The organism is Agromyces sp. Root1464, from assembly GCF_001427265.1.
GTDB classification, from domain to species: domain Bacteria; phylum Actinomycetota; class Actinomycetes; order Actinomycetales; family Microbacteriaceae; genus Agromyces; species Agromyces fucosus.
This window is the reverse complement of the sequence record NZ_LMFU01000002.1, coordinates 1,604,573-1,621,456: the sequence shown is the minus strand read 5'-3', so window position 1 is coordinate 1,621,456 and position 16,884 is coordinate 1,604,573. Positions and strand designations below refer to the sequence as shown.

Sequence of the window (16,884 nt, the reverse complement as noted above, 5' to 3'; positions counted from 1 at the left end):
GCGGTCAGGCTGCGTTCGCCGAGATGTTCACCAGCCAGGTCACGCCGTAGCCGTCGGTGCACATGCCGAACGCGTCGCCCCAGGGCGCCACCTCCAGTGGCACGATCTCACTGCCGCTCGCGAGCAGCTTCTCCCAGTAGCCGCGGAGCACGGCGTCGTCGTCGGGCCCGCCCGAGAGCGAGATCGAGATCGGCCCGCCGGTTCCGGGGTCGCCCATCGAACTGGGCGTGTCCGCGCCCATCAGCACGATGCCGCCGTCGCCTTCGAGCTGGCCGTGCATGAGCTTGTCGGCGTCGGCCGGATCGTCGGCCTGGCCGAACTCGGCGAAGGTGCTCGTCGTGAGCTCGCCGCCGAAGACCGAATGATAGAACTCCAGCGCTTCCCTCGCGTTGCCGGCGAAGTTGACGTACGGGTTGAGCGTGACCATGATCCGAACCCTTTCGATCTGTCGAGGCTGTCGAAGCCGATACTGGTCGCTCGTGCGATCGACGGCAACCCCCTGCGGGTGGTGGTGCAGCCACGCGACCGGCTGTGCTGCTCACGCCCCAGCTGGAGCCGGCCGCTGCGTCTTGGCCGCGGCGGGGTCTTGACAGCCGCTGCAGGGCGTCGTATCTTTTAATCAATCAAATGGTTGATCAACGAATGAGTTGGGAATAGGCGAATGATCATCGATCCGGGTGCAGACGATCGGCTCGACCGTGCCTTCATGGCGCTGGCCGACCCGGTGCGCCGCGGCATCATCGCGCGCCTCAGCCGAGGGCCGGCCACGGTCAACGAGCTCGCCGAACCGTTCGCGATCACCAAGCAGGCCGTCTCGAAGCACATCCAGGTGCTCGAGCACGCGGGGCTCGTCACGCGTACGCGTGACGCGCAGCGCCGCCCAGTGCACCTCGACCCGGCCCAGCTCGAAGCGCTCACCGCGTGGATCGACCGCTACCGGCTGATCCACGAGCAGCAGTTCCGTTCACTGGACGCGCTGCTCGCCCAAGACCCCGGCGCCCACGCCGAGGCATCCGTCGCCCTCCATGCGCCGAGCGCGCATGCCGGCGACCCCGCTGAGCCCGGCGCGGCAGCCGGGCACGCCAGAGAAGAGAACTGAAATGACGAACCCCGTCACCATCACCGCACCCGAAGGCCTGCCCTTCATCGAGATCGAGCGAGAGTTCGATGCCCCCGTCGCCACCGTCTTCAACGCGCACCGCGACCCCGAGCTCGTCAAGCGCTGGCTCGGACCCAACGGCTACGACATGCAGGTCGAGCGCTGGGACTTCGTGCCGCAGGGCGGATACCGCTACGTGCACGTCGACGCCGACGGCGAGAAATACGCCTTCAACGGCACCTTCCACTCGGTGCGCGAGAACGAGTTCGCGGTGCAGACCTTCGAGTACGAGGGCTTCCCCGATGTCGTCGCCGTCGAGTCGATCGCGTTCGAAGACCTCGGCGGCGGGCGCACGCTGCTCCGCATCCACTCCACCTACCCGAGCCTCGAGGCCCGCGACGGCATGGTCCAGAGCAACATGGAGCTGGGTGTCCGCGAGGGCTACGAGCGCCTCGACGGTGTGCTCGCCGCCTGACGGCTCCACCGACTCCGCCACCACGAACACCGCACCGAACGGAGCATCCTCATGGACTGGACACTGGAAGTCGTCATCGTCCCGGTGAGCGACCTCGACCGCTCGATCGCGTTCTATCGCGACCAGGTCGGATTCGACCTCGACCACGACACGCGCAACGGCGACATGCACATCGCGCAGCTGACGCCCCGCGGCTCGGGCTGCTCGATCGTGATCGGCTCGCTGCCCTCGCAGAACGCCATGGCGCCCGGGTCGCTCCACGGCGTGCAGCTCGTCGTCGCCGACGCAGCGGCAGCTCGCGACGAGTTGATCTCGCGCGGCGTCGAGGCGAGTGAGATCACCGTCTTCGACGAGCGCGACGGCGGTACCTTCTTCGGCTTCGCCGACCCCGACGGCAACACCTGGGCGGTGCAGCAGATCAAGGCCCGCGGCGAGCAGCCACTCATCCCGGTGGAGGCGCGCCAGCGCTTCGGCGCCGAGCAGGAGGCCTGAGGCGGCGTGCATTCGTCGATCGGATGCCGCGGGGCGGCCCTCATCGAGGGCGGCACCCCGCGGCATCCGCACGCCTGACCCGCACTCGCGGTCAGGGGCCCGCAGCGTCCTGCGGGTCAGGCCGGCGCAACCGGCTGTCTGAGGATCGTTCGCAGCTTCTCGGGGGCGGTGCGCCGGGGGTCGCCGAGGTACACCTCGTGGTGGCGCCCGTTGAACCGAAGGCCCTCGCCGGGCATGAACTCGTCGTGCAGGCGTGCGAGGGTCGGGCCCTCGTCGTCGTACGAGCCGAGGTGCAGCGTCTGCACCGAGCGGCCCTCCGCGAGCCGCTCGAAGCGCACGAGACTCGCGGCCGGTGCCTTCGCGGTCGCCTTCGAGATCGACTCGGCGACGAGCTCGGGGGTCAGCCAGTCGGGCTGCCAGATCATCATCGTCCACGACCAGTCCGACTTCTCGCGCGTGACGAAGGACGCGGGGTCGTCGGCGCTCCAGAGCCCCTCGAGCGGCCCGACGACGTAGTCGCGATCGAGTTCGTGCTTGCTCTGGAACTTGGCGGCGTACGACACGGCGTACAGCGCCTCGACGGCGGCGACGTACTCGGGCGCGCTGTTGGGGTCGCCGTGCCCGTCGACCATGCAGTACGCGAGCTCCGGCACCTCGATGACCTCGAATCGGCCACGGGGAGCGGAGTAGCAGGGGAGTTCGCGCTTCACGTCGTACTTGCCGGTCTGAGCCATGCCGACAGCCTCACGTGCACCACCGACATGGCGCCCGGGCGCCGCGTCGGGCCGGGCGGTGTCACCCGCAGCGCGTGCGGTGGGCGCGCGCTCATGACACGATCGACGCAGACCAGCCGGCGTCAGCCCGCCCTCGGCGTCCGTCCTCGGCGATCGTCCCCCGACCAGCACTGGAGCATCATGCAGACTCGCACCCTCGGCCGCACCGCCCGAACGGTCTCGGTCATCGGCCTCGGCACCTGGCAGCTCGGCGCCGACTGGGGCGAGGTCGCCGAGGGCGACGCCTTCGCCGTGCTCGACGCGGCGCACGACGCCGGCGTCACGTTCTTCGACACGGCCGATGTCTACGGCGACGGGCGGAGCGAATCGCTCATCGGCGCGTGGCTCCGAGCGAATCCGGGCTCGGGCGTCACCGTCGCCACGAAGATGGGTCGTCGGATGCCGCAGGAGCACGCCAACTACTCGGCCGAGCACTTCCGGGGCTGGGTCGACCGCTCACGCGCGAACCTCGGCGTCGAGACGCTCGACCTCGTGCAACTGCACTGCCCGCCGACGACCGTCTACGACGACGACCGGGTTTTCGGCGCCCTCGACGCCCTCGTCGACGAGGGCTCGATCGCCGCCTACGGCGTGAGCGTCGAACGCGTCGACGAGGCGCTCGCCGCAATCGCACGGCCGAATGTCGCGACCGTGCAGATCATCCTCAACGCGTTCCGGCTGAAGCCGCTCGACGAGGTGCTGCCGGCCGCCGTCGCGGCGGGCGTGGGCATCATCGCCCGGGTACCGCTCGCGAGCGGGCTGCTCTCCGGCCGGTACACGAGCGACACGATCTTCGCCGCGAACGACCACCGCAGCTTCAACCGGCACGGCGAGGCCTTCGACGTCGGCGAGACCTTCTCGGGGGTCGACTACGAGACGGGCGTGCGCGCGGCATCCGAATTCACCGGGCTCGCTCGCGACGCCGCCCCGACTGCGACGCCCGCGCAGGTCGCCCTCGCCTGGATCGCGTCGCAGCCGGGCGTGAGCTCGGTGATCCCCGGTGCGCGCTCGCCGCAGCAGGCCCGTGCGAACGCAGAGGCCGGGTCGCTGCAGTTGCCGCCGTCGTTCGACGGGGCGGTGCACGAGCTCTACGATCGCGAGATCCGGGCCGCCGTGCACGAGCGCTGGTAGCGGCCTCGGCACCCCGTCACCCCGGCGCAGCCGCGCCGCCGCGCCCCGGCGCGCCGTCCGTTCCCGCCGCCGCGCCATGGGCTGGGGACCACTCGTGTCGCACCGGACCACTCGTGTCGCACGGGACCCTGGATGTCACGGGTCCCGTGCGACACGAGTGGTCCTGAGTTCTCCCGGCTGGGGCAGTCCCAAACGCCAGCCCGCCCCAGTGCAGCCTCCAAGCACGTCAGCACGTCAGCACGTCAGCCCGTCAGCCCGTCAGCCCGTCACCCAGCCCGCCCCAGTCCACGCACCCGCCCACCCGCCCGCCCGCGACACCGCACCGAGAAATCGGCGGAAATGCCCCCATTTCGGGTCACAACGTCGATACGCTGCACAGGTGTGGTGTTAGCGGGGGGCTGACAGTGACGATTTCGGGTGCATCGCGCGGCGACTCATCGCCGTGCCCTGCGAACAGGCCCGGCGTTGCCGCGAACCTCCTTCGACCCGTCGAGCAGACGGGCAGATCCGAACACTCGGTCCGTACGAAGGAAGGAATCGAATGATCACCAAACGAGTCATGGCGTTCGAGCACAGCGGGGCCTCGGGCGGGCAGCTCGAGGCGGGCCGGGGCAGGTTCCGGGTCGACCGGATGCTCGGTCTCGCGCTCACCGGCCTCATCGTGGCCACGATCGGCATCGCCGGACAGGCGCAGAGCGCCGAGGCGGCCGCCGACCTCTCCCGTTCGAAGCAACTCGCGATCGCCGAGGTCGGCGGTCAGGTCGGCATCGGCGCGACGGGGCTCGATGTCACGGCCCTCCGGGGGGCCGCGGCAGCGCGTTCGGCGACTGAGGCGCTACGCGGTGCACAACCGCTCGTCGCCGAGGCGGGCGCCGAACTCGGCGCAGCGGGGGTCGCCGGGCTCGTGTCCTTGAGCACCGCCGTGATCGCCCAGCTCGGAGCCGGGAGTTCGGCTGCCGCGGTCGTGACGACCGCCGCCGAGCTCCGCGCCGAACAGGGCGCGGTGGGCGCAGCACTCGCGGCGCACCGGCAGGCGGTCGCCGCGCAGCTCGCCGCAGAGGCGGCGGCGGCCCAGGCGGCGGCCGACGCCGCGGCCCAGCAGGTCGCCGACGAGGGCGACGACTGGTCGGGCGGGTCGGATGCCGCGGCATCCGCTTCCGGTGAGGCGACGGGCGAGGCCGCTGCGGCCGCCCCCGCCGCGAACCCGTACACGTCCGAGTTCTACCCGGGCCTTCCGGCTGCACCTCGCGATGAGGACTGCGGGCCGTGCACCGGCAAGGAGATGGTGCCCGTGTACTACAACGGCAAGTACGTCTGGGGCTGCGACGCCTGACCCGACGGTATTCGCGGCGGGCGCTCGGGAGACCGGGCGCCCGCCGTCGTCGTGAGACGGCGGATGGCTACGCCGGAGGAGACGGCGCGAAGCGCCAGCCCGTGATCCAGTCGGGATCCTCGCCGTGCTCGTACGCGTACTCGCGGGCGGCACTTCGAGCCGCGTGCCATTCGTCGGCGATCTCCGCGATGCCGGTGGCACCCTCGAGGCCCGGCACGCGGTGCAGCACGTCGAGCGCGAGTCGGTACCGGTCGAGGTCGTTCAGGTGCAGCATGTCGAACGGCGTCGTCGTCGTGCCGCGCTCGACGAAGCCGCGCACGTGGATGTTCGCGTGGTTCGTGCGCCGGTAGGTCAGCTGGTGGATGAGCGACGGGTAGCCGTGGAACGCGAAGATCACGGGTGCCGAGCGGGTGAAGATCGCATCGAACGCCGCGCCGGGCAGGCCGTGCGGGTGGTGCTGCGGGTCCTGCAGCCGCATGAGGTCGACGACGTTCACGAGGCGCACGCGAAGGTCGGGCAGTCGATCGCGCAGGAGCAGCGCCGCCGCGATCGCCTCGGTCGTCGGCACGTCGCCGGCGCACGCGATGACGACGTCGGGCTCGGATGCCGCGGCATCCGCTCGATCGGAACCCGGCTCGTTGCCCGCCCACTCCCACACGCCGAGACCCGCCTCGACGTGCGCCGCCGCCTCGGCCGGATCGAGCCACTGCGGTTGCGGCTGCTTGCCGGCCACGACCACGTTGACCCGGTTCTGCGTGTCGAAGGCGTGCCGCATCACCTCGAGCAGCGTGTTCGCGTCGGGCGGCAGGTAGACGCGCACGGTGTCCGCCTGCTTGTTGACGACGACGTTCAGGAACCCCGGGTCCTGGTGGGAGAAGCCGTTGTGGTCCTGCCGCCAGACGTGCGATGAGAGCAGGTAGGTGAGGCTCGCGACGTCGCCCCGCCAGGGCACCTGCTTCGCGGACTCGAGCCACTTCGCGTGCTGGTTGAACATCGAGTCGACGATGTGGATGAACGCCTCGTAGCTCGTGATGAGCCCGTGCCGACCCGTCAGGAGGTACCCCTCGAGCATGCCCTGCATGAGGTGCTCGCTGAGCGCCTCGATGACGCGGCCCTCGCGCGCGAGGTGTTCGTCGAGCGGATGCATCGCCTCCGCCCAGACCCGATCGGTGACCTCGAACACGGCGCCGAGGCGGTTCGAGGCCACTTCGTCTGGGCCGAAGAGGCGGAAGTCGTCGGGGTTCACGCGCATCACCTCGGCGAGCCACTCGCCGAGCACGCGGGTGGCCTCGGCGGAGCCGCCGCGCTCGCCGGGGTCGACGGCGACGGCATGCCTGTCCAGCGGCGGGAGTGTGAGCGGGCGGGCGATGCCGCCGTTGACATGGGCGCTCTGGTTCGCGCTCATGCGCAGCTCGCCGTCGGGGCGCAGGGCGTCGAGCGCCTGCGCCGGGCGCCCCTCGCCGTCGAAGAGCTCCTCGGGGCGGTACGAGCGGAGCCACCCCTCGAGCATCGCGAGGTGCTCGGGATTCTCGCGCACACCGGCGAGGGGCACCTGGTGCGCGTGGAACGTGCCCTCGACCTGCACGCCGTCGACGACGCCCGGGCCGGTCCAGCCCTTCGGGGTGCGCAGCACGATCGCGGGCCAGCGCGGTGCGGTCTCGGCGAACGCGCCGGCCGCGGCATCCGCTCGGATCGCGGCGATGCGCTCGTAGGCGACGTCGATCGCGTCGGCCATGCGACCGTGTACGGCCATCGGGTCCTCGCCGTCGAACCCGCCCGTCACGAGCAGCGGCTCGTAGCCGTTGCCGCGGAAGAAGTCGACGAGCTCCGCTTCGGGGATGCGGGCGAGCAGCGTCGGGTTCGCGATCTTGAACCCGTTCAGGTGCAGGATCGGCAGCACCGCGCCATCCGTCACGGGGTTCAGGAAGGAGTGGCAGCGCCAACTCGCCGCGAGCGGACCGGTCTCGGCCTCGCCGTCGCCGATGACGCACGCGACCACGAGGCCCGGGTTGTCGAGTGCCGCGCCGTAGGCGTGCATGAGCGAGTAGCCGAGCTCGCCGCCCTCGTTGATCGAGCCGGGGGTCTCGGGTGCCGCGTGCGACGGGATGCCGCCGGGGAACGAGAACTGGCGGAACAGCCGATGCATGCCGTCGCGGTCGGCGGTCACGGCTGGGAACAGCTCGGAGTAGGTGCCGTCGAGCCAGGTGTTCGCGACCATCGCCGGCCCGCCGTGACCGGGTCCGCAGACGTAGATCGTCGGCGTGCCGCGTTCGACGATCGCCCGATTGAGGTGGGCGTAGACGAGGTTCAGTCCGGGGGAGGTGCCCCAGTGGCCGAGCAGCCGCGGCTTGATGTCGCCGGGCTCGAGCGGGCGGGCGAGCAGCGGGTTCGCCATCAGGTAGATCTGACCGACGCTCAGGTAGTTCGCTGCGCGCCACCAGGCGTCGACGACCTCGAGCGGCACGGATGCCCCGCGCTGATGCCGTTCGCGTCCGCGCTCTCCCGGTTCGCGACCGGGTTCGTGTTCGCGCTGCCGGTGCTCTTGGTGCTCGTCGTGCTCGCCGTCCTCGGACATGGCTTCCCCTGTCGACTCGAGTGCACTTCGAGCCTAGGTCGGTCGTGGTGCCGGCACCACCGAGAGTCTCGAGCGGCTCGTGCGGCGCCGGCGCCGGCGCGCTTCGCGGCGGCGCTCCTGCTCGGCTGAGCCCCGACCGCGGTGGTCGGGAGCAGGATGGGCGGTGGGGGAGCGCCCGCCCGAAAGAAGGAGACCCGCGATGCCATTCCTCACCGACGACGATCGGCCGCTCGGCGAACTGCTGCTCGCCCAGCGCCCCGCCGACGGGCATCGCTTCCAGGTGCGCGCGCCGTTCGCCTACGTCGACCCGGTGAGCGGGCTGCGCTACGAGGTGCCGGTGCAGGATGCCGCGGGCGACGACTCCGACCTCGCGTCCGTGCCGAGCGTGCTCTGGGGGCTCATCGCGAGCTACGGTCGCCAGTCGGCGCCGGCTCTGCTGCACGACCGCCAGTCGGTGCTCGCCGCACGGCTCGGCGATCGTCAGGCCGCCCTCGCGCAGCGTCGCGTCGACGACCGGGTGTTCCGGACGGCGCTGCGGGAGCAGCGGGTTCCATTGCTCAGGGCCGCGGTGATGTGGGCGTGGGTCTCCGCGGATCGAGAGCGGCAGTTCGGCGGTGCCGCCGGCGCGGTGTTCGTCGGGCAGGCGGTGCTCGGCGGCATCGTCGTGGCCGGGGCATCCGTCGCCGCGTTCTGGAATCCGCTGTGGCTCGCGCTGCTCGCCGTCGTCGCCGTCGCCGCGCTCGCGTGGGGCCGGCTCGCGGCGCCGCAGCTCGTGCTGGCGTTCTCGATCGGGTGGCTTGGGCCCTTCGTGCTCGTGCAGGTCGCGGCGGTCGTGCCGTTCCGGCTCGTGGAGGCCGCGGTCGAACTCGTCACGGGCGGCGACCCCGCCGGTGTGTTCCGGCCGACGGTGCGCGGGCGCTGAGTCGCCGTACCCTCGCCCCCAAGCGTTCTGACGACGGTTTGCGCCACGGAGGACGGCGAGCGCGTGTCCTCCCACACGCAAGAGGTCGCGTGAGTCCTACTCGGTGGTCGCGGTGCCCACGGCCTCGGCCGACTGCGGCCAGTGGTGGAACCATCCGGCCCAGATCTCCGCGCGCCGGCCCTTCGGGCGGAGGAGCGCTCGGCGCGCAGCGAGGTCCTTCGTGAACTCCTCGGTGGCGACCGCGTCGCGGAGCTTCATCGGCGCGGGAACTCGGGCCGCCGCCAGCGTGTTCGCTTCGGGGTTGTCGGTCCGCGCTGCCACGATCACGGGAACCGGCGCGTAGAGCGGCTCGACGAAGACGAAGATCGCGATGATCAGGAGCGCCACGGCACTCACCAGCAGCCATTCGAGCGGCGGCCGGCTCCACGCGGCGATCGCGAGCCACACGCAGGCGAAGGCGCCGAAGACGTAGGCCGCCCGCGGGATCGAACTCAGCACGAGCCAGTGGCGGGGCTCGATCGGGCAGCGGTCCCACTCGCGCGAGCGCCGCGTGACCGTCGAGAGGCGCTGGTTCAGCCAGATGAGCACGGCGAGCGTGAAGCCCGAGGCGACGAGCCAGCTCCACGGGTTCAGGCCCTCGGGATCGGTCACGAACGAGGCCGCTGCGATCGTGGCGGGCACGGCCTCCGCGACATCCCGACCGCCCGGGAAGATGCCGATCAGGAAGCCGATCGCACCGGCGATCCAGCTCGCGAGCGTCGCGAACGCTGCGTAGACGCCCGGCAGGCCGGGCAGGATCGCGGCGATCACGACGGCCGCGAGCATGTTGATGCCGAGCGACTTCTTGTCGATGACCGAGAGCAGGTTCTCGACCTGCGCGACCGCGACCGGGGCCTGCGGGAAGTCGGGTCCGAGCAGGTGCCGTGCGGTGGGCTCGACGACCTGGATCGTGTTCTGGAAGTAGACGGAGTGGTCGAGGAAGGGCTGGCTCGTGTTGTGCACGGCGTGCTCCTCGGGCCCCGTCGAGGTGGAGTCTCCGGGGAAGTAGGCGTTCCGCCACCGTTCGCGACGCCCCGGTGCGGTATCGGCGATGGGGCCTGCGGAGAACGGGTCCCAGATCGCCCAGTAGTTCGCCCAGTCCACCCTGCCGTCAGCGCCGGCGGCCCGGTTGCGAGCGAGCCAGTCCGACACCGGCGCGTACTCGTCGGAGCGGCCGAGCCAACGGTCGCGCCCGAGCAGCACCACCGCGGCCCCGACGGTGGAGAGGCGGCTGACGTTGAAGTCGCTCGGGGTCAGCTCCTCGAAGAGCGCGAGCGTCGCGACCGCGGCGCCCTGCGAGTGCGCGAAGAGCTGCACGTCGCCGTCGTCGCCGACGAGTTCCTTGGCGCGGGCGAGGGCGTCGCGCACGACGAGCCTCATGGCCGAGGCGCGCACGGGACGCTCCTTCCACGCGGCGACATCCCCGATCGACTCGATGATGCCGTCGATGAATCCCTGGGCCACCTTCTTGAACCACGGGATGAGCAGGAGCGGGCTGATGAGCGGCAGGATCGGGGTCAGCACCGTGGCGAGCAGCACGAGGAACAGCCAGATGACGGCGAAGGCGATCGTGCAGACCACGAGACGCACGCTGTCGATCGCGAGATCGACGAGCCTCGGGAGCTTGCGGGACGCCCCCGGCGCCTTCTTCCAGTGCTGCACGAGGGTGTACCAGGGCACGAGCACCATGGTGCCGACGAAGAGGTCGAGGATGCGCCAGATCATGCGCCACATGAAGACGACGGCCCACTGGAAGATCTGGCCGCGACTCATCGGCACGAAGGATTCCGACCAGCGAGCCTCGATGATGGCGATCCTCTGCACGACGTCGTCGGCCTCGCCGGCGGGTCTGCCCGATGCCTGCGCGAGTGGTCCGGGGGAGCGCACCGTCGCCGTGATGATCGGCAGGTCGCCCGAGAGGTCGGACTCGAGGATCGCGACGCCGTGCCGCTCGTCGGCGCCGATCACCCGGTCGCGGGCCAGCCAGTCCATGCGGGCGAGCAGCGGCTCGGCCCACTCGAGCAGGATCTGGCTTCGATACGCGTTGCCCATGCCGTGCACGACGACGAGCGCGCGGTCGAAGGCAACGGCTCCGGATGGCGCGGCACGGCGTCCGGCCGTCGAATCGGCGGTGCCGGGCGCTCGGTCGGGGGTGCCGTCGGCGCTGGAGTCGTCAGCGTCGTCGACGGCGTCGAGGTCGGCGTCCGTCGGCGGCGGGGCTGCTGACTCGTCGGGCGTGGGGCTGGGTGCGATCCGCATGGATTCTCCTCGAGCGAGTGCGTCTCAGCGAACGCTAGCGGCTCGACCGGCCCCGTGTCGCCTGTGCCGTCGCGGAGGTGCAGGTCAGTGCGGGCCCTGAGCCTCCTGGGTCTCCCGGGCCGCCAGTACCTGCACCCGGCGCCGGCGCATCGCGGTGTAGGCGCCGAGCAGGCGCGGCACCACGACGTACACGGCGAGCGGCACGACCACCAGGGTCAGTGCGAACGCGCGGAGCACGGGATGCCACGACTCGGAGACCGGTCCGATGAGGATCATGCCGATGGCGACGAGAGGGAAGATCGCGAGCCAGGTGATGACGGCGCGCACGTGGATCGACGGCGGGGCGAGGGGAACGGCCGGGGCCGATGCGGTCGTGGCGGGAATGGGGCCGCTGCTACCGACGCTGTTGCTCATGGTGATTCCTCCGTGTTTCCAACTGAATGGTTGCAATTGAATCACACGAGATCAGTATCCACAACTGTTCAGTTGGAAATTTGCTAGAGTGGCAACATGGCCTGGGACGTCGAGCGCACGAAACGGCTCCTGCTCGACGCCGCGACCGCGGAGTTCAGCGAGCACGGGTTCGCCGGTGCACGCATCGATCGCATCGCGGCGAACGCCGGCGTCAACAAGGAGCGGATCTACCAGTACTTCGGCAAGAAGCACGAGCTCTTCGCCACCGTGCTCGCCACGCAGTTGCGCAGCACGATGGACGCCGTGCCGATGAGCGGCGAGGGCCCGGCCGCGGCGGGCGACTACGCGGGGCGGCTCTTCGATCACCACGTCGCCGAGGCGACGATCCCGCGCCTGGTCTTCTGGGAGGGTCTCGAGCGTGGCGAGAGCGCGGCCGTCGATGCCGCCCGCGCCGAGTACCACCGCGTGAAGGTCGAGGGGTTTCAGCGGCTCCTGCCCGGCCTCGATCGGACCCAGGCGGCCGAGCTCCTCCTCACGATCGTCACGCTCGTGAACGCCTGGCCCGTGCTCGGCCACCTCGACGAGCTGCTCGTCGGAGTCGGCGAGGCATCGGCGGCCCGACGCGCGGCGCGCCGCGCCTCGATCGTGCAGACGGTCGAACTCCTCGCCGAGGCGGCGCAGCGGGCGTAGACCGTGCGGGCACGGGCCGCCGAGATCAGGGCGGAGTTCAGGGATAACCCTGATCCGCGGCATCCGGTGCCGCTCGTACTGTGACTAGCGATCGCCGCTCCGCGAACCGCAGGGGGAACTGTCACCGCGGAGTGGTCGATCGGATAGCCGGTCAGCACCGAGTCCCGAACACGACGTGCAGGCCGGCTTCCCCCGTTTCGGGGCACGGGTGGGTTGCGAAGGCAGCCGGCAGAGAAGGGCAGGGCGATGACCGAACGGATGATGCACCTCAGCCGGCATCGCGACGCCGCACCCGCGCGGGGCGAGGTGCGCTCCGCGCACGTCGACCGTGCGCTGAGCTGGAGCGACTTCCGCACCGCGGTGCGCTACGACCCGGCGAACCAGCTCCTCCTCGCCGTGCCGGCGATCAGCGCGAAGCGCGCCGAGCACGCCTGGCTCGGCGAGGCGACGGCGCCGCACACGCGCCTCGGCGAGGGCGAGATGTACCGACGCGAATTCGAGCGCGGCTCCGTCTACTGGTCGGCGCGAACCGGCGCCCACGAGGTGCACGGGCCGATCGCCGAGCACTGGCAGGGCGTGGGCGGCGAGACGTCGTTCCTCGGCTTCCCGACGACCGACGAGCAGCCGCTCGCCGCCTCGGAGTTCGGCGGACGACTCCCCGGAGGGTTCGCGCACTTCGAGGGCGGGTCGATCTACTGGACCCCGGCCCACGGGCCCGCGATCGTGTTCGGCATGGTGCGCGACATCTGGGCACTGCTCGGGTGGGAGCGTTCGGCGCTCGGCCTGCCCGTGCAGGACGTCGACCTCGTGCCCGAGACCGGCGTGCTCCGCGGCGTCTTCGAGCACGGCACCGTGGAGTGGTCGTCGTCGACCGGACCGGTCGTGGTCATCGATCCGTCGGGCGACGATCCCGATGCGGCCGGCGCACTCGACGCCGTCGACGAGGACACGCTCGACCGGCTCCGCTCGGACTTCGCGCCCGAGGCCTGACCGCCCGTGGCCCGGCAGGGCGCGGCATCCGCGGACCACTCGTGTCGCACGGGACCATGGATATCCGGGGTCCCGTGCGACACGAGGGGTCCCGACCGGCCACGGGTGCGTCCTCGGCGACGTGACAGACTCGACGGGTGACCCCGACCCTGCCTGAGCTCGCGCCGAGCCCGTACGACGCCGACGAGATGTACCTCGCCTTCGTCGACTGGGCAGAGGGCCGGGACCTCTCGCTCTATCCCGCGCAGGACGAGGCGATCATCGAGATCGTCTCGGGAGCGAACGTCATCCTCTCCACCCCGACGGGCACCGGCAAGTCGCTCGTGGCCGTCGCGGCCCACGCGGCATCCCTCGCCCGCGGCGGGCGCAGCTACTACACGGCGCCCATCAAGGCCCTCGTCTCCGAGAAGTTCTTCCAGCTCGTCGAGGTCTTCGGCGCGATGAACGTCGGCATGGTGACCGGCGACAGCTCGGTCAACCCGGATGCCCCGATCATCTGCTGCACCGCCGAGATCCTCGCGAACCTCGCGCTGCGGCACGGGCCCGACGCCGACGTCGACCAGGTCGTCATGGACGAGTTCCACTACTACGGCGACCCCGACCGCGGCTGGGCCTGGCAGGTGCCGCTGCTCACGCTGCACCGGGCGCAGTTCGTGCTCATGTCGGCGACGCTCGGCGACGTCACCGCGATCGCCGTCGACCTGAAGCGGCGCACGGGCCGTGAGACCGCACTCGTCACCGGCGTCGACCGCCCGGTGCCCCTGCACTTCTCGTACGCGAAGACCCCTGTGCAGGAGACGGTCGAGGAGCTCATCGAGACGCGCCAGGCCCCCGTCTACATCGTGCACTTCTCGCAGGCCGCGGCGATGGAGCGGGCGCAGGCTCTCTCGTCGATCCGCGTGGTCACGCGCGAGCAGCGCGACGAGATCGCCGAGGCGCTCGGCGGGTTCCGCTTCAACACCGCCTTCGGCAAGACCCTCTCGCGCCTCGTGCGCGCGGGTATCGGCGTGCACCACGCCGGCATGCTGCCGCGGTACCGGCGGCTCGTCGAGACGCTCGCGCAGCGTGGGCTGCTGCGCGTCATCTGCGGCACCGACACGCTCGGCGTCGGCATCAACGTGCCGATCCGCACGGTGCTCATCACCGCGCTCGCCAAGTTCGACGGACAGCGGATGCGCCAGCTCACGGCGCGCGAATTCCACCAGGTCGCGGGGCGGGCGGGGCGGGCCGGCTATGACACCGCCGGCACGGTCGTCGTGCTCGCGCCCGAGCACGAGATCGAGAACGAGGCATCCGTCCGCAAGGCGGGCGACGACCCGAAGAAGCTCAAGAAGATCGTGCGCAAGAAGGCGCCGGCGGGTCAGATCACGTGGGGCGAGGCCTCGTACGAGCGACTCGTCGCGGCGGAGCCCGAGCCGCTCGTGCCGCAACTGAAGCTCACCGCGGCGATGCTGATCAACGTGATCGCCCGCGGGGGAGATGTGATCGGCGACATCCGCTCGCTCGTCTTCGACAACCACGAACCGCGTGCGCGGAAGTTCGAGCTCGCACGCCGCGCGCTCGAGATCTTCCGCACCCTGGGCGACGCCGGCGTCGCCGAGCTGCTGCCGCCGACGGGTGGGGGACTGCCGATCGTGCGACTCACGGTCGACCTGCAGCCGAACTTCGCGCTGAATCAGCCGCTGTCGCCGTTCGCGCTCGCCGCGATCGAGCTGCTCGATCCCGAGGCCACTGCAGAGAACGGCGTCGGCACCGGCCACTACGCGCTCGATGTCGTGAGCGTCATCGAGTCGACCCTCGACGACCCGCGCCCGATCCTGTCCCAGCAGCAGTTCAAGGCGCGCGGCGAGGCGATCGGCCGCATGAAGCAGGACGGCATCGAGTACGACGAGCGCATGGAGCTCGTCGAGCTCGTCACCTGGCCGAAGCCGCTCGACGAACTGCTCGCCCAGTCGTTCGAGGTCTTCGCGTCCAGCCAGCCGTGGGTGCGCGACTTCGAGCTCTCGCCGAAGTCGATCGTGCGCGACATGTTCGAACGCAGCATGTCGTTCGGAGAATACGTCGGCTTCTACCAGCTCGCGCGCAGCGAGGGCCTCGTGCTGCGCTACCTCTCCGACGCATTCAGGGCGATCCGCCAGACGGTGCCGACCGAGGCGAAGAACGAGGAACTGCTCGACATCATCGAGTGGCTCGGCGAACTCGTGCGCCAGGTCGACTCGAGCCTCGTCGACGAGTGGAACGAACTCATCGACCCCACCGCGCACCTCCCTGAAGACGAGGTCGCGGTCGTGCCGCCGGCCCCGCCGTCGGTCGTGACCAATCGCCGAGCCTTCACGGTGCTCGTGCGCAACGAGCTCTTCCGCCGCGTGCAGCTCGCGGCCCTCGAGCGCGACGACGACCTCGCCGAGCTCGACCCCGAGGCGGGCTGGCCCGACGCCCTCGACCGGTACTACGCCGAGCACGACGAGATCGGCACCGGACCCGCGGCCCGATCGCCGCGACTGGTCGCGATCGACGAGTCGGATGCCGCGGGCGGCACGTGGCGCGTCGAGCAGACGATCGACGACCCCGCCGGCGACCACGACTGGCGCATCCGCGCCGAGGTCGACCTCGACGCCTCGGCCGAGGAGGGCGCGGCCGTCGTGCGCGTCACCGAGGTCGTGCGGCTCTAGCGCCGCGTCGTCCTCCGCCGGGTCACGCTCCTCCGCCGGGTCACGCCACCGCGAGCATGGCCGCCGAGGCCAGCGCGAGCACGAGGCCGGCCCATTGCACGGGCGCGATGCGCTCCTTCAGCACGATCGCCGCGAGCAGGATCGTGCCGGCCGGGTACATCGCGCCGAGCACGGCGGCGATCGCGAGCTCGCCGGCGCGGATGCCGAAGAGGATGAGGGCGTTCGCGGCCGCGTTCACGAGTCCGCCGACGACGGCGAGACGGATGCCGCGTGCCCGGTCCCGAGCGACGATGGCGGTGTCCGCCGGTTCGTCGGCCCGCGGCATCCGGGGCCGCTTCGCCCGCATGCGGAGTGCCAGCCCGCCGACCAGGGCGAACATGACGGCCGCGGTGACGGCGCTGTTGACCGTGAGGGGCGCGAGGCCGCTCTCATCGGAGGTCCGGTCGATGAGGATGAAGAACGCGCCGATCGCGGTGCCCGACCCGACGCCCATGACGATGCCCGTGATGCTCGGCCTGACGGCGCCGCGCTCGGGCACGAAGCCGACGAGCACGACCGCGACGAGCGCGAGGCCGAGCGCCCACGGCGCGAGCGGGCCGAGGCGTGCACCGGTCGCGAGTCCCCAGAGCATCGGAACGATGGCGGAGACGACGGCGGTGAGCGGCGAGAGGATCGACATCGGGCCGATCGCGAGGCAGGCGTACAGGAGGCCGATGGCGACCGCTCCCGCGACACCGGCCGCAGCGCCCCACCAGAGGTCGGCGACGGTCCACGCCCCACCCGACAGCGGGGTCGCGACGGCCAGGCCGATGAATCCGGCGAGCGCGGCGACCGCGGTGGCGAGCACGGCGCCGATGCGCTTCGCGGCGATCCCGCCGAGGAAGTCCGCCGCCCCGAACACGAATGCTCCGGTGAGCGAGAGGACAGCGGTGAGCATGGTGCTGCCCAGCGTATCCGGCATGAGCGGGAGGCCCGATCTGCTCATGCGTGCGACTGCCGTCCGGTGATCTGCTCATTTGA

General features: G+C 71.1%; 15 protein-coding genes. 9 read left to right on the top strand and 6 right to left on the bottom strand.

Translation table 11 applies throughout. The features are described 5' to 3' along the window. Window positions 1-4: 4 nt before the first annotated feature. Complete coding sequence (locus tag ASD23_RS13120; protein ID WP_056011307.1) at window positions 5-427, bottom strand: VOC family protein; 423 nt, start codon at window positions 425-427, stop codon at window positions 5-7. A 234-nt stretch (window positions 428-661) separates the two neighbouring features. Here ASD23_RS13120 and ASD23_RS13115 point away from each other — a divergent pair, with 234 nt between their 5' ends. Genes ASD23_RS13115 through ASD23_RS13105 form a run of 3 tightly spaced genes read left to right on the top strand, consistent with a single transcriptional unit; the run spans window position 662 to window position 2,066 of the window. After that, window positions 662-1,099 (top strand): ArsR/SmtB family transcription factor, encoded by a 438-nt coding sequence (locus ASD23_RS13115; protein WP_200941714.1) that lies wholly within the window; start codon window positions 662-664, stop codon window positions 1,097-1,099. A gap of 1 nt (window position 1,100) precedes the next feature. Next, the gene (locus ASD23_RS13110; RefSeq protein WP_056011304.1) at window positions 1,101-1,574 is read left to right on the top strand and encodes an SRPBCC family protein; all 474 of its coding nucleotides are present in this window, start codon (window positions 1,101-1,103) and stop codon (window positions 1,572-1,574) included. A 51-nt stretch (window positions 1,575-1,625) separates the two neighbouring features. Then, the gene (locus tag ASD23_RS13105; RefSeq protein WP_056011299.1) at window positions 1,626-2,066 is read left to right on the top strand and encodes a VOC family protein; all 441 of its coding nucleotides are present in this window, start codon (window positions 1,626-1,628) and stop codon (window positions 2,064-2,066) included. A gap of 116 nt (window positions 2,067-2,182) precedes the next feature. On the opposite strand, the gene ASD23_RS13100 is transcribed toward ASD23_RS13105, so the two are convergent. Further along, entirely contained in the window at window positions 2,183-2,800 is a 618-nt protein-coding gene (locus ASD23_RS13100; protein WP_056011296.1) for a GyrI-like domain-containing protein, read from the bottom strand. 180 nt (window positions 2,801-2,980) lie between these two features. Here ASD23_RS13100 and ASD23_RS13095 point away from each other — a divergent pair, with 180 nt between their 5' ends. Continuing rightward, complete coding sequence (locus ASD23_RS13095; RefSeq protein ID WP_056011293.1) at window positions 2,981-3,970, top strand: aldo/keto reductase; 990 nt, start codon at window positions 2,981-2,983, stop codon at window positions 3,968-3,970. 541 nt (window positions 3,971-4,511) lie between these two features. Next, entirely contained in the window at window positions 4,512-5,303 is a 792-nt protein-coding gene (locus ASD23_RS13090) for a hypothetical protein (protein WP_157377083.1), read from the top strand. Window positions 5,304-5,370: 67 nt separating this feature from the next. Here ASD23_RS13090 and ASD23_RS13085 read toward each other — a convergent pair whose 3' ends face one another. Further along, window positions 5,371-7,878 carry a phosphoketolase family protein gene (locus ASD23_RS13085; protein WP_082571425.1) on the bottom strand — a complete coding sequence of 836 codons (2,508 nt, stop codon included), beginning with the start codon at window positions 7,876-7,878 and terminating at the stop codon, window positions 5,371-5,373. Window positions 7,879-8,077: 199 nt separating this feature from the next. On the opposite strand from ASD23_RS13085, the gene ASD23_RS13080 reads away from it, so the two are divergent. Then, complete coding sequence (locus tag ASD23_RS13080) at window positions 8,078-8,800, top strand: DUF1353 domain-containing protein (RefSeq protein WP_056011284.1); 723 nt, start codon at window positions 8,078-8,080, stop codon at window positions 8,798-8,800. A 96-nt stretch (window positions 8,801-8,896) separates the two neighbouring features. Here ASD23_RS13080 and ASD23_RS13075 read toward each other — a convergent pair whose 3' ends face one another. Together ASD23_RS13075 and ASD23_RS13070 are read right to left on the bottom strand one after the other, a co-directional pair. Next, window positions 8,897-11,098: a hypothetical protein gene (locus ASD23_RS13075; RefSeq protein WP_056011281.1), complete on the bottom strand. Its 2,202-nt coding sequence runs from the start codon at window positions 11,096-11,098 to the stop codon at window positions 8,897-8,899. An 84-nt stretch (window positions 11,099-11,182) separates the two neighbouring features. Further along, a complete protein-coding gene (locus ASD23_RS13070; RefSeq protein WP_056011279.1) occupies window positions 11,183-11,512 on the bottom strand; it encodes a hypothetical protein in 330 nt (109 codons plus the stop codon). A 96-nt stretch (window positions 11,513-11,608) separates the two neighbouring features. Here ASD23_RS13070 and ASD23_RS13065 point away from each other — a divergent pair, with 96 nt between their 5' ends. From ASD23_RS13065 to ASD23_RS13055, 3 genes are all read left to right on the top strand, one after another. Beyond that, window positions 11,609-12,202 carry a TetR/AcrR family transcriptional regulator gene (locus ASD23_RS13065; RefSeq protein ID WP_056011277.1) on the top strand — a complete coding sequence of 198 codons (594 nt, stop codon included), beginning with the start codon at window positions 11,609-11,611 and terminating at the stop codon, window positions 12,200-12,202. A gap of 246 nt (window positions 12,203-12,448) precedes the next feature. After that, window positions 12,449-13,192: an LGFP repeat-containing protein gene (locus tag ASD23_RS13060; protein ID WP_082571424.1), complete on the top strand. Its 744-nt coding sequence runs from the start codon at window positions 12,449-12,451 to the stop codon at window positions 13,190-13,192. Window positions 13,193-13,380: 188 nt separating this feature from the next. Further along, on the top strand, window positions 13,381-15,864 hold the full coding sequence (locus tag ASD23_RS13055; RefSeq protein ID WP_082571559.1) for a DEAD/DEAH box helicase: 2,484 nt from the start codon (window positions 13,381-13,383) through the stop codon (window positions 15,862-15,864). 40 nt (window positions 15,865-15,904) lie between these two features. Here the strand turns inward: ASD23_RS13055 and ASD23_RS13050 are convergent, their stop codons facing one another. After that, on the bottom strand, window positions 15,905-16,801 hold the full coding sequence (locus ASD23_RS13050) for an EamA family transporter (RefSeq protein ID WP_056013181.1): 897 nt from the start codon (window positions 16,799-16,801) through the stop codon (window positions 15,905-15,907). Window positions 16,802-16,884: the final 83 nt, after the last annotated feature.

Excerpts from the sequence above, each read along its gene's own strand:
- ASD23_RS13105 (WP_056011299.1), top strand. The coding sequence starts at position 1,626 with ATGGACTGGACACTGGAAGTCGTCATCGTCCCGGTGAGCGACCTCGAC.
- ASD23_RS13100 (WP_056011296.1), bottom strand. The coding sequence starts at position 2,800 with ATGGCTCAGACCGGCAAGTACGACGTGAAGCGCGAACTCCCCTGCTAC.
- ASD23_RS13115 (WP_200941714.1), top strand. The coding sequence starts at position 662 with ATGATCATCGATCCGGGTGCAGACGATCGGCTCGACCGTGCCTTCATG.
- ASD23_RS13095 (WP_056011293.1), top strand. The coding sequence starts at position 2,981 with ATGCAGACTCGCACCCTCGGCCGCACCGCCCGAACGGTCTCGGTCATC.
- ASD23_RS13070 (WP_056011279.1), bottom strand. The coding sequence starts at position 11,512 with ATGAGCAACAGCGTCGGTAGCAGCGGCCCCATTCCCGCCACGACCGCA.
- ASD23_RS13110 (WP_056011304.1), top strand. The coding sequence starts at position 1,101 with ATGACGAACCCCGTCACCATCACCGCACCCGAAGGCCTGCCCTTCATC.
- ASD23_RS13065 (WP_056011277.1), top strand. The coding sequence starts at position 11,609 with ATGGCCTGGGACGTCGAGCGCACGAAACGGCTCCTGCTCGACGCCGCG.
- ASD23_RS13075 (WP_056011281.1), bottom strand. The coding sequence starts at position 11,098 with ATGCGGATCGCACCCAGCCCCACGCCCGACGAGTCAGCAGCCCCGCCG.
- ASD23_RS13085 (WP_082571425.1), bottom strand. The coding sequence starts at position 7,878 with ATGTCCGAGGACGGCGAGCACGACGAGCACCAAGAGCACCGGCAGCGC.
- ASD23_RS13120 (WP_056011307.1), bottom strand. The coding sequence starts at position 427 with ATGGTCACGCTCAACCCGTACGTCAACTTCGCCGGCAACGCGAGGGAA.
- ASD23_RS13080 (WP_056011284.1), top strand. The coding sequence starts at position 8,078 with ATGCCATTCCTCACCGACGACGATCGGCCGCTCGGCGAACTGCTGCTC.
- ASD23_RS13055 (WP_082571559.1), top strand. The coding sequence starts at position 13,381 with ATGTACCTCGCCTTCGTCGACTGGGCAGAGGGCCGGGACCTCTCGCTC.
- ASD23_RS13090 (WP_157377083.1), top strand. The coding sequence starts at position 4,512 with ATGATCACCAAACGAGTCATGGCGTTCGAGCACAGCGGGGCCTCGGGC.
- ASD23_RS13060 (WP_082571424.1), top strand. The coding sequence starts at position 12,449 with ATGACCGAACGGATGATGCACCTCAGCCGGCATCGCGACGCCGCACCC.
- ASD23_RS13050 (WP_056013181.1), bottom strand. The coding sequence starts at position 16,801 with ATGCTCACCGCTGTCCTCTCGCTCACCGGAGCATTCGTGTTCGGGGCG.